Annotated in this window: 8 protein-coding genes; 4 read left to right on the top strand and 4 right to left on the bottom strand. The window is 60.3% G+C overall.

The genetic code is table 11. The annotated features are described in order from the left end of the window. Window positions 1-96 precede the first annotated feature (96 nt). Entirely contained in the window at window positions 97-258 is a 162-nt protein-coding gene (locus tag BLS87_RS34165; RefSeq protein ID WP_167362062.1) for a hypothetical protein, read from the bottom strand. A gap of 66 nt (window positions 259-324) precedes the next feature. Then, complete coding sequence (locus BLS87_RS14095) at window positions 325-699, bottom strand: aspartate-semialdehyde dehydrogenase (RefSeq protein WP_074753096.1); 375 nt, start codon at window positions 697-699, stop codon at window positions 325-327. A 206-nt stretch (window positions 700-905) separates the two neighbouring features. Here BLS87_RS14095 and rapA point away from each other — a divergent pair, with 206 nt between their 5' ends. Next, window positions 906-3,752 (top strand): RNA polymerase-associated protein RapA, encoded by a 2,847-nt coding sequence (gene rapA, locus BLS87_RS14100; protein WP_074753097.1) that lies wholly within the window; start codon window positions 906-908, stop codon window positions 3,750-3,752. 194 nt (window positions 3,753-3,946) lie between these two features. Here rapA and BLS87_RS14105 read toward each other — a convergent pair whose 3' ends face one another. Next, window positions 3,947-5,302, bottom strand: coding sequence for a spinster family MFS transporter (locus BLS87_RS14105; protein ID WP_074753098.1), 1,356 nt, complete (start codon window positions 5,300-5,302; stop codon window positions 3,947-3,949). Between the two features lie 282 nt (window positions 5,303-5,584). On the opposite strand from BLS87_RS14105, the gene BLS87_RS14110 reads away from it, so the two are divergent. From BLS87_RS14110 to BLS87_RS14120, 3 genes are all read left to right on the top strand, one after another. Then, window positions 5,585-5,974, top strand: coding sequence for a YkgJ family cysteine cluster protein (locus BLS87_RS14110; RefSeq protein ID WP_074753099.1), 390 nt, complete (start codon window positions 5,585-5,587; stop codon window positions 5,972-5,974). Window positions 5,975-6,121: 147 nt separating this feature from the next. Then, entirely contained in the window at window positions 6,122-8,425 is a 2,304-nt protein-coding gene (locus BLS87_RS14115; protein ID WP_074753100.1) for a putative bifunctional diguanylate cyclase/phosphodiesterase, read from the top strand. A 204-nt stretch (window positions 8,426-8,629) separates the two neighbouring features. Continuing rightward, window positions 8,630-10,816 carry a hypothetical protein gene (locus BLS87_RS14120; RefSeq protein WP_074753101.1) on the top strand — a complete coding sequence of 729 codons (2,187 nt, stop codon included), beginning with the start codon at window positions 8,630-8,632 and terminating at the stop codon, window positions 10,814-10,816. Between the two features lie 561 nt (window positions 10,817-11,377). Here the strand turns inward: BLS87_RS14120 and BLS87_RS14125 are convergent. Beyond that, a complete protein-coding gene (locus BLS87_RS14125) occupies window positions 11,378-11,677 on the bottom strand; it encodes a DUF2288 domain-containing protein (protein ID WP_074753102.1) in 300 nt (99 codons plus the stop codon). Window positions 11,678-11,735: the final 58 nt, after the last annotated feature.

Here is an 11,735-nt window from a genome sequence, read left to right on the forward strand (position 1 = left end):
CAGATTAACCAGAGGCGAAAAAGAGAGTGTTGACCCAGGTCAATGCCGCTGCGCATGACCGCGCAGCGGATCGACGGGAACAATAAGAAAGGAGGTCTAGCGTTTTTTCGGCTTGCTCTTCGGCTTTTTCTTGCCCTTGCCCAGCGGCATCGCCTGCTCGAAGGCCTGACGCACTTCGTTGAGCCGTTTGTCATTGAGGTCGTGAACACGCTTGGCGCGCTCGACACTCAGGTCTACCAGTTTTTCGTCATCGCTCATGGCGTGCTGCTCTCGAATGCCCAATGGCGACAATAATGCGTAATCCCGGCGGCGCTGACCAGCACCTCAGACTTTCAAATCCACCCACAAGCCCTGGCGCGGCTCGTCATCGATGATCGGCACGACCGGGACGGTGTTGTCGGCGTTCAGATAATCCCCGGGCATGGCCGGGCCCGCGTGCTGAGGCTCGTTCGGGGTGTCTTCAGCCAGATCGGGATGACGATCGGCGGTGCGGCGGTCACGCCGACGCCTTTGCTGTCGGCGCTGTTCTTCGCGCAGCAGCAACAGGGCCTGCTCGGGATCGCGCTCGCCCATGTTGATTGTGCTTTCGCTGGAGCTCGGCTGCACGGGCGTAACGGGCGGAATGTCCGGGGTGGGCTTGACCGGGTCCTGCTGCGCAGTCACGGGGGCTGCACTCAAGGGAATCAGCGGTGGCAGCATGGTAATGGTCTCCTGTTATCAAGCTGTCGGCTGCCGTTTCGTCGACTTGAGCCGTTGGAAGAGGAAGTTTGGACTATGTTTTTCGCAACAAGTGCTAGCCCACAGCCACAAACCCAATAAATACGGGCGTTTTTACATTGTGGCTTTGGCCTGGGCGGCTTGTTCCGTTACCATAGTCGGCTTTTTCAAGGCGGGAGTCAGGCAGCATGGCGCAGCAGTATCAACCGGGGCAACGCTGGATTAGCGACAGCGAAGCCGAGCTGGGTTTAGGCACCGTTCTGGCACAGGACGGCCGCTTGTTGACCGTGCTCTATCCGGCCACTGGCGACACCCGCCAGTATGCTTTGCGCAATGCGCCGCTGACGCGGGTGCGCTTCTCGCCGGGTGACACGATCACCCACTTCGAGAACTGGAAAATGACCGTGCGCGAAGTCGACGACGTCGACGGCCTGCTGGTCTATCACGGTCTCAACGCGCAGAACCAGCCGGTGACCCTGCCGGAAACCCAACTGTCGAATTTCATTCAGTTCCGCCTGGCCAGCGATCGCCTGTTCGCCGGTCAGATCGACCCGCTGGCCTGGTTCTCGCTGCGCTACCACACGCTGGAGCACACCAGCCGTCAGCTGCAATCCTCGCTGTGGGGCTTGGGCGGTGTGCGTGCCCAACCGATCGCGCACCAGTTGCACATCGCCCGTGAAGTGGCCGACCGTATCGCGCCGCGTGTTTTGCTGGCCGACGAAGTGGGCTTGGGCAAGACCATCGAAGCCGGTCTGGTGATTCACCGCCAACTGTTGTCAGGCCGCGCCAGCCGCGTGCTGATCCTGGTTCCCGAAAACCTGCAGCACCAGTGGCTGGTGGAAATGCGCCGCCGTTTCAACCTGCAGGTGGCGCTGTTCGACGCCGAGCGCTTCATCGAAAGCGATGCCAGCAACCCGTTCGAAGACACCCAGCTGGCCCTGGTGTCGCTGGAGTGGCTGGTCGATGACGAGAAGGCGCAGGATGCGCTGTTCGCCGCCGGCTGGGACCTGCTGGTCGTCGACGAAGCCCACCACCTGGTCTGGCATGAAGAAAAGGCCAGCCCGGAGTACTCGCTGGTCGAGCAACTGGCCGAAGTGATTCCTGGCGTGCTGCTGCTCACCGCAACGCCGGAGCAACTGGGACAGGACAGCCACTTCGCCCGTCTGCGCCTGCTCGACCCGAACCGTTTCCACGACCTGCACGCGTTCCGCGCCGAGAGCGAAAACTATCGCCCGGTCGCCGAAGCCGTTCAGGAACTGCTCGATCAAGGCCGCCTCTCGCCGAAAGCGCACAAGACCATTCACGGTTTCCTGGGTGCCGAAGGCGAAGCACTGCTGGGCGCCGTGGCCGATGGCGACACCGAAGCCAGCGCGCGTCTGATTCGCGAACTTTTGGACCGTCACGGCACCGGCCGCGTGCTGTTCCGCAACACCCGTGCCGCCGTGCAGGGTTTCCCGGAGCGCAAGCTGCACCCTTATCCACTGCCGTGCCCGGCCGAATACCTCGAATTGCCGATGGGCGAACACGCCGACTTGTACCCGGAAGTCAGCTTCCAGGCCCAGGGCGAAACCAGCGAGGAAGAACGCTGGTGGCGTTTCGACCCGCGCGTCGACTGGCTGATCGACACCCTGAAGATGCTCAAACGCGTCAAAGTGCTGGTGATCTGCGCCCACGCCGAAACGGCCATGGACCTGGAAGACGCACTGCGCGTGCGCTCCGGCATCCCGGCCACCGTGTTCCACGAAGGCATGAACATCCTGGAACGTGACCGCGCCGCCGCTTACTTCGCTGATGAAGAGTTCGGCGCACAGGTACTGATCTGTTCGGAAATCGGCAGCGAAGGCCGCAACTTCCAGTTCTCCCATCATCTGGTGTTGTTCGACCTGCCTGCGCACCCGGACTTGCTGGAACAGCGTATCGGCCGTCTGGACCGTATCGGCCAGAAACACATCATCGAACTGCACGTGCCCTATCTGGAAACAAGCCCGCAAGAGCGCCTGTTCCAGTGGTATCACGAAGCGCTCAACGCGTTCCTCAACACCTGCCCGACCGGCAACGCGCTGCAACATCAGTTCGGCCCGCGCCTGCTGCCGCTGCTCGAAGGCGGCGATGATGACGACTGGACAGCACTGGTCAGCGAAGCGCGTGCCGAGCGCGAGCGTCTGGAAAGCGAGCTGCACACCGGCCGCGACCGCCTGCTGGAACTCAACTCAGGCGGCGCCGGTGAAGGCGAAGCCCTGGTCGAGGCCATCCTTGAGCAGGACGATCAGTTCACCCTGCCGATCTACATGGAAACCCTGTTCGACGCCTTCGGCATCGACAGCGAAGACCATTCGGAAAACGCCCTGATCCTCAAGCCGAGCGAGAAGATGCTCGACGCCAGCTTCCCGCTGGGTGACGACGAAGGCGTGACCATTACCTACGACCGCAACCAGGCGCTGTCCCGCGAAGACATGCAGTTCATCACCTGGGAACACCCGATGGTGCAAGGCGGCATGGACCTGGTGCTGTCCGGCTCGATGGGCAACACCGCCGTCGCGCTGATCAAGAACAAGGCGCTGAAACCCGGCACCGTGCTGCTTGAGCTGCTGTACGTCAGTGAAGTGGTCGCCCCGCGTTCGCTGCAACTGGGTCGTTACCTGCCACCGGCCGCCCTGCGCTGCCTGCTGGACGGCAACGGCAACGACCTGTCGGGCCGTGTCTCGTTCACCACCCTGAACGATCAGCTGGAAAGCGTTCCGCGTGCCAGCGCCAACAAGTTCATCCAGGCCCAGCGTGACGTGCTCAACCCGCAAATCACCGCCGCCGAAAGCAAGATCGCCCCGAAACACGCCGAACGCGTGGCAGAGGCACAGCGTCGGCTGGCCGCTGACACCGACGAAGAGCTGGCACGTCTGACCGCCCTGCAAGCGGTCAACCCAACCGTTCGTGATAGCGAACTGACTGCCTTGCGCGAGCAGCGTGAGCAGGGTCTGGCGATGCTGGACAAAGCGGCGCTGCGGCTGGAAGCGATTCGGGTGTTGGTCGCGGGTTAAACCGCTTCGCCGCAGATGAAGCGGCGAATACCAATATGTAGGAGCGTGGTTTGTCCCGCGATCTGCTGCGAAGCAGCAGTAAAAACCGGACACCTTGGCAGTATCAAGTAAACCGCACTCACAGGTTTTGCGACCGGTTCCCGGTCGATCGCGGGACAAGCCACGCTCCTACAGGTCCGTAGAAAACCGGAAAATCACGCCACCGACGGCTTCACCCCCTGCCCCACCGGCTCATCGGCCACCATCCCTTCGCGCATCCGCTGCGCATCGCGACTGAAGCACTTCGACGCCCGCACCAGAAACACCAGCGCGAAAAACAACGCGACCGGGATCAGGTACATCGCGTCATGCAGGCCAACCGCCTTGAATGCCTCGGTCATCTGCTCCACCTGCGCCGCGTTCATCGCCGTATGCGCAAAGTGATCGGACAGCAAGCCCACCACCACCGGCCCCAGACCGCCACCCAACAGGTAAAGCCCGGCAAAGAACAGCGCCATCGCGGTGGCTCGCAGCCTGGGCTGCACGACGTCCTGAATCGCGGTGTAAACGCAGGTATAGAAGTTGTAGGAAAACAACCAGCCAACGCTGAACACGCCCACAAACACGCCGATCTCGATACGCCCGGCGTGCAGGGCATAGCCGGTGCACAGGCTCGCGACGGCCATGCTCAACGCTGCGAACATGAGCCGGCCGTTGGCAAATCGCTGATGCAGCTTGTCAGCGATCCAGCCGCCCACGGTCAAACCCACGAGCCCGGTCACACCGACGATAATCCCCGTGGCCATCGCGGCGTCCTGTAGCGGCAGCAGGAAGTAACGCTGGAGCATCGGCACCATGAAGGAGTTACACGCGTAGGTTGAAAAATTGAAGGCAAGACCCGCCAGCACCAGCCAGCGGAACGTGGGAATCGACAACACACGACGGATTGGCCGGTCGATTTTCTCCTGCGACACCGCCACGCTTTCCGCCGCCCCGCGGGCGGGCTCACGGATGAAGAACATGAACACCGCCAGCAGCAAACCCGGTACGGCGGCAATGAAGAACGGCGCGCGCCAACTGTCGAACGCCTTGACCATCGCACCGATGGTAAAGAACGCCAACAACAGGCCCAACGGCAAGCCGAGCATGAAGATCCCCATCGCCCGCGCCCGCTTGTGCGCAGGGAACAGGTCGCCGATTAGCGAGTTTGCCGCAGGCGCGTAGCTTGCTTCTCCAATCCCCACGCCCATGCGCACCAACAGGAACGCCCAAAAGTTACCGACCAGGCCATTCACTGCTGTCAGGCCGCTCCATACCGCCAGCCCCCAGCCCATCAGCTTGCGGCGTGAACCGTTGTCCGCCATGCGCCCCAGGGGCAAACCCGCGATGGCGTAGACCAGGGTAAACGCCGTACCGATGATGCCGAGCTGGAAGTCGCTCAGCAGCCATTCCTTGCGGATGGGCTCGATGATGATCGCGGGAATGGTGCGATCGAAGAAGTTGAACAGATTGGCCAGAAACAGCAGGAACAGAATGCGCCACGCGTTCGCTGCCTGAGTCGAATGATCCATGTGTCGATCTCTTTATTGTTTTTGTTGGGCCAGACACCATCAAGCCGGGAAATGGAAATCTAGTCAGGGATGTCGAACCTGTCTTTGATCATTCGCAAGGCTGATATGGGCCCATCGCACGGGCGTTTCCCTACGATCAGGCTTCCCCCTGATGCCTGCGGATTTCAAGCGTCATACATATCCAGAAATATTTTTTCGGCCTACTTCCCAGCCGCCATGGAAAGCCTAGAATAGCCCGCCGATCCATCCCCCTTCCCGACTCATTCCCCTCGGTTAATGTCCATGTCCGAAGCCAGTCCGTGCCTGAATTGTGGTGCCTGCTGTTCACACTTTCGTGTGTCTTTTTTTTGGGGTGAATGCGCGTCGGCCGGTGGAACCGTCCCCGATGAGCTGGTAAGCAGCATCAGCCCCAGCCGCGTGGCGATGTTGGGAACCGACTGCAAATCCGTGCGCTGCACCGCGCTTGAGGGTGACGTTGGAACAGGCACCCGTTGCTCGATCTACGAACAGCGCTCCAGCACCTGCAGAGAGTTCGAAGCCTCGTGGACCGACGGCCTGCACAACCCGGACTGCGACGCTGCCCGGGCGGCGTTCGGGCTGGCGGCCATCGTCCAGCCAACCGTTTCCCCAGAAACATGGCCGCTACTTGCCGATGCTGCCTGCGTCGCTTAGAACATTTGGCTATTGACGTTATTTCAAAAAAATTGGTACGTCCGTCTCCAGAGGGCTGTTTTAAAACCTGCCGCCTCTATAATTCATCGCAAAGTGCCATCAGTTACCCAGACTGAGGTTACCCGCCGTTGACACATGGAGCGTGCTATGGATTGGCTGGGGCTGCATTTTTTACCCTCTGTACCGGCGGATGCCCGGATGCTGCTGGAATGCAGCCATAACCCTCTGCTCATCGTCCTCGCCTATCTGGTTGCCTGCTCGGCCAGTTTTGCGACCCTGGACATTGCCGAGCGGGTCGGACACGTTGACAACCGTCGGGCCAGGATTCGCTGGCGGGCGTTAGGCGCCCTGTGTCTGGCGGTCGGCATCTGGGCGATGCATTTCATCAGCATGCTGTCGTTTCAGACCCCGCTCGAAATGCACTACGACCTTCCGGTGACGATCGCCTCATTGGGGATCGCTCTGATCTCCGGCATGGTCGCGATGGAAGCGCTGAGCCACCCTCATTTACGCGCGGCTCAGTACCTGTTCGCTTCGTTGTGCATCGGTCTGGGCATCACCGCCATGCACTACGTGGGCATGTCTGCGATGCGCTCGAGCGCCACGCATTATTACGAACCGGTCCGCTTCGCGGCGTCGATCATCATCGCTGTCGCCAGCAGCCTCGCCGCGCTGGTCCTGGCCATTCATCTGCGCCAGGGCAGCGGCATGTTTCACCAATTGCTCAAATACGGCGCAAGCCTGGTCCTCGGCGCGGGCATCGTCAGCACCCATTTCATGGGCATGTGGGCGCTGCACCTGATGGTGCCCGCCGACCTGCCATTGCAAGGCCCGTCGACCGACAACAGCCTGCACTTGAGCCTGACCATCGCCCTGATCGTCCTGCTGATCATCGCCGGCAGCGTCAGCGCGGCGCTGGCCGATAAAAAACTGCAAGCCAAGGAACGCGATCTGCGAAGGGTCAACGCCCTGCTCAGCCAGCTCGATCAGGCACGGGTCTCCTTGCAGCAGGTCGCGCACTACGACGCGCTGACCAACCTGATCAACCGTCGCGGCTTCAACCAGATCTTTGCCGAGCGTCTGATGGAGCGGAAGTTGACGGAGGGCATGCTGGCGGTGATGTTTCTCGACATCGACCACTTCAAGCGCATCAACGACAGCCTCGGCCACGATGCCGGCGACGAGCTCCTCAAGGTGATCGCCGAGCGGATCCGCAGCGCGACCCGCGCCCATGATGTGGTCGCCCGATTTGGCGGCGACGAGTTCTGCATCCTGATCGCGCTGCACAACACCGATGAAGCCCAGCATCTGGCGCAACGTGTGATGCAGAAGATGAAAGAACCCATCGCGTTGTCGGGGCGGCGGATGGTCATGACCACCAGCATCGGCATCAGCCTGTACCCGCAAGACGGCGACACCTCGGAAGAACTGCTCAAGCACGCCGACCTGGCGCTCTATCAGTCCAAGGGACATGGCCGCAACAGCATTCATTTCTTCAGCGCCAACCTCAAGACCAAAGCCAGCCTGGAATTGCATCTGGAAGAAGAACTGCGCGCCGCGTTGCGGGAGGAAAACGGCCTGCAGCTCTACTACCAACCCATCGTCGACCTGCGCACCGGCCATGTCGCCAAGTTCGAAGCGTTGGTGCGCTGGGAACATCCGATCCATGGCCTGCTGACGCCGGATCGCTTTATCGGCATCGCGGAAAACAATGGCTTGATCGCCGAACTCGACAACTGGGTCCTGCGCCGGGCCTGCCGAGACTTGGGGCTACTGACCGAACCCGGGTTCGAGAAGCTGGTGATTGCAGTGAACTGCTCTGCCCTGAATCTGGCGCGGGACGAACTCGTGGATGAGGTGTCCAGTGCGCTACGGGAAGCCAACGTCGCGCCGCATCGCCTGGAACTGGAGGTGACCGAGAATGCGCTGATGGGCAATATCAGCAACACCATCCTGCTGCTCCAGGAGATTCGCGCGTTGGGCGTCGGGCTGTCCATCGACGACTTCGGCACAGGCTATTCCTCGCTGGCCTATCTCAAGCGCCTGCCGCTGGACACGGTCAAGATCGACCGTTCGTTCATCATCGACATCCCGAAATCGCCGCAGGACATGGAAATCGTTCAGGCGATCATTCTCATGGCCCACACCTTGCACCTCAAGGTCGTCACCGAAGGCGTCGAAACGCCCGCGCAGCTGGAATTCCTCAGTCAGTACGGCTGCGATTACGTGCAGGGTTATCTGTTCAGTAAACCAGCGCCCCTGAGCAACCTGAGGCCGCTGGTACAGCAGCTCAACCTGAGTCGACCCGCCGGCCTGTGGCCCTCGACGACCATGCTCGAAGCGGTGAACTTGGCCGTCCAGGGACCGGTCAATCCGTTGGGCCTGACCGACAGCAGTGATCCACACACGGACCGGTTCACCAAAGCCTCGCGTGCTGAACCCGCCGGGTAACTGTGATCTGTCCCACAACCCCGCGACATTGAGCCTTCACGCACTCAAGAAAGACCGTTCGTCGCCGATCATCCGAGGGATTCCCTTAGGCGGCGCTAGGGTTCGGCCCTATCGCTCGCCGTCGATACCCCGCTGTACAGTCGGGTTTTCATTTTGGTGATGGCGCGATGACATTCCTGCGCCCTCCTTCAGGCATGGCGTGCGATGAACAATAAAACCGAGGCAGCAGGCGCTGTATCCGAACTTCTGCAGACCGTACTTACCGAGCACAGCGTTGTGCCCCAAGGGCACTACCGTCCTGAGCCTGTCCCTGCACAGTCGTACCTTTACTTCACGGAAACCGATACCGACCGCATCCTCGATAACCTCGACGGACTGCGCGACATGGTGTTCCCGCCATCGATGCATTTCGAAGAGGCGGAAAACCGCAGTGATCAGCAGTTTCCCTCGGTTTGCCTGATTGGCCTGGGACGGTGCGGTTCCAACATCGCTTTGGATGTGGCCGAACTGGTCTACAACGCGCGCACGTTCTACCTGAACCAACTGAACAACGACGATCGCCTGCGGGACGACAAGGGCTATAGCCCGGCTCGCTGGATTCGCAACAACCTGCGTCTGGTGCAGAACAAATCGAGCAAACCGGTGTTTCTGGTCGAACCGCTGGTGATGCTCGGCGACCTGGACAAGGACATCGCGGGGCGGATCCGCTTCTCACGCAAAGGTGAAAAAAGCGGTTTCATCAAGGACTACAGCAAGATGAAGATCATGGACCTGTCCGAGGTCCATGCAGGCGGCGCCGGTAACGCGCCGATCCTGGGTCAGTACTTGGCCAAGATCATCCTCAACAAAGACACCGAGCACTTCTCCAGTGCTGACTGGAAACTGATTCACTCGTACCTGATCGACTCCTGCGGCATCAAAGCCAACCAGTCGCGCCTGTATTTCTACATCTTCAGCGCCGGCGGCGGTACGGGCTCGGGCATGGCTTCGGAATTCGGCCTGGCCCAGCAGTTCTCGTACATGAACAAGACCTTCGACACCAAGCCCGCCAGCGAAAACGACGGCAAGCGCGGCCGCTCATTCGTGTTCGAACCGATCTTCACCAGCGGCATCTGCGTGCTGCCGAACATTTCCGATCACCGCAGTGAAATGTCCGAAGCCCTGCACATCAACGCCGGTCGCTTGCTGTGCAAGTACCTCGCGGAAGAATGGGACTTTTCATACAACTTCGAGAATGAAGACAGCAGCGAGGCCAGCGTCATGGGCCGTATTCGCCCATGGAACGCGATGATGCTGATCTCCAACGACATCATGCGCTACGCCGAAGAAAGCGATGACGGCACCATCGAGAACATCGACGTCAACGCCATGGAGCGTCACGCCAACCAGTACATCTCACAACAGATCTTCAACATTCTGACGGCGCAGGCGGTGACCACCGACTACGACCAGAACTATTTCCGTCGGGCCGGCATCGACATCGGCGAAACCATTCGCCTGGACGCCAACGATCTGTTCATGAGCCTTGCCGGCCCGGTGGCCATTGCCTACGCCGAATCGGTGGTGCCGGAAACGCCAGTAGCGGGTTCCGACAAGCTCAAGCTGTTCGAAAAAGAGCAGCCACGCCTGGACATCGACGACCTGTTCTTCCGCTCCATCGACCTGCCGCACTTCAACAAGATGACCCAGGCCATCGAAGGCATCAGCTTGCTGCCGATCGAATCGCGCCGCTATCGCGCGGCACTGGAGCAATACAAGTCGTCGGGGTACGACGCCGCCGCGCTGCACGACCTCCACTTCTTCAAGAATTGCTCGTCCGTGGTGTCGATCGTCTCGTTGCCCAAGGACTACAAGCTGTCGTACATGGACCTGAACCGGCTCAAGACGCACCTCAACAGCCTGTTCCCCAACACCACGCTCAAGCGTTACGCCTTGGTTATCGGCGCGTCGGCCAACCTGTCGCTGACAACCCTGATCGCGAAAAGCCCGTGCCTGTCGGATGATTTCCTGACCTTGATCGTGGCGTTCATCAAGCGCTGCTTCGCCAAGCAACCGTATCGCTTCGATGACACGCTGGATAATTCGATTCTGGATTTCATCATGAGCGAGGAATTCGACGAGGGCCGGATCGACGATCTGCTCAACGAATACGAGAACCCGGCGAAGATCCTGGACACCAACTGGTACGCGATCAAGCCGATGTATGAGAAGAAATACCGTGAGTTGATCGATGACAAATCACGGTTCATCTCGATCAACGACATTCGTATTTCGCGGGAGAGCGTGAAGAAAGCGGTGAAGTACCTGAGAGAGATTTACCGTCACCGGATTGGCAAGACGCGCGTGATTTCGCTGAATCAGCACACGGGGAAGACGGGGTATATGGCTTGAGATCGCTGGGTCTCGGGTTGGAATCGCTACATTGATGCCCTTCGGGCGCATTCGCGGGCAAGCGCGCTCCTACATTTGTTGCAACGTGCCACGGCCTGACAGACCGCGTCGGTAGCTTCTGATTGATCGTTCCCACGCTCCGCGTGGTAACGCATCGATTGACGCTCCGCGTCGACTTGGACGCCGAGCGTCCTGGCAGGCATTCCCACGCAGAGCGTGGGAAGGATCACGAAGCAAGCACTGCGAATGACCGGTCTGCTTTTGATTCTGGCCGGAGGCCGTAGGAGCGCGCTTGCTCTGGGCCGCACTCGGACGATCTACCGCGCAGCGGTAGCAAAACCAAGCGACTCGATTCTCCCTGTCACCCCGTATGCACAGGTCTAGCTGCCGGTTCCCGCCAGATCGTCCGGATGCGGCCCAGACACAAGCCACGCTCCTAAAGGTGAGAGTGGCGTAAGGGAGATATCAATGGCACTTTCCGCTACCCATCCCCACGCCACCAGTTACTGCCCTACCCACTTTGCCATCATTGTTCGCACCAAATCAGCGCGCCAAAAACCCTCACGCCCTTTCCTGGATCAACACCCAAGGCGCAACTACGACTGCCCACAACGGCGGGTCGCGCTCCAGCAAGTCCAGAGCCGTTGATTCAGAGACCTTCCCGACCTCCCCCGTGCCCAGCCACGCCGCGACTTTCGCCTCGGCGTTCTCGGCAAATGCCTCGGCGACCGCGATCAAATCCTGCGAAGGCTCGACCCACAACAGGGCACCCTTGGCAAAGAAAGGTTGCAATTCTTTCCACGTGATCGAAGCCGTTTCGCCAAGCAGTTTGGCATAGAGGGTGCTAGGTTCTTGCGTCATGGGTTTCACCGTTTGGAAAATCGGCGTAATGATACCGCCGCCTTACCGACCGACAAAC

Origin of the sequence: Pseudomonas abietaniphila (assembly GCF_900100795.1) — a bacterium.
Taxonomy (GTDB): Bacteria; Pseudomonadota; Gammaproteobacteria; order Pseudomonadales; family Pseudomonadaceae; genus Aquipseudomonas; species Aquipseudomonas abietaniphila.

What these genes read in the sequence shown, in the direction of transcription:
- rapA (WP_074753097.1), top strand. Translation starts at nt 906, where the DNA reads ATGGCGCAGCAGTATCAACCGGGGCAACGCTGGATTAGCGACAGCGAA.
- BLS87_RS14120 (WP_074753101.1), top strand. Translation starts at nt 8,630, where the DNA reads ATGAACAATAAAACCGAGGCAGCAGGCGCTGTATCCGAACTTCTGCAG.
- BLS87_RS14125 (WP_074753102.1), bottom strand. Translation starts at nt 11,677, where the DNA reads ATGACGCAAGAACCTAGCACCCTCTATGCCAAACTGCTTGGCGAAACG.
- BLS87_RS14115 (WP_074753100.1), top strand. Translation starts at nt 6,122, where the DNA reads ATGGATTGGCTGGGGCTGCATTTTTTACCCTCTGTACCGGCGGATGCC.
- BLS87_RS14110 (WP_074753099.1), top strand. Translation starts at nt 5,585, where the DNA reads ATGTCCGAAGCCAGTCCGTGCCTGAATTGTGGTGCCTGCTGTTCACAC.
- BLS87_RS14095 (WP_074753096.1), bottom strand. Translation starts at nt 699, where the DNA reads ATGCTGCCACCGCTGATTCCCTTGAGTGCAGCCCCCGTGACTGCGCAG.
- BLS87_RS14105 (WP_074753098.1), bottom strand. Translation starts at nt 5,302, where the DNA reads ATGGATCATTCGACTCAGGCAGCGAACGCGTGGCGCATTCTGTTCCTG.
- BLS87_RS34165 (WP_167362062.1), bottom strand. Translation starts at nt 258, where the DNA reads ATGAGCGATGACGAAAAACTGGTAGACCTGAGTGTCGAGCGCGCCAAG.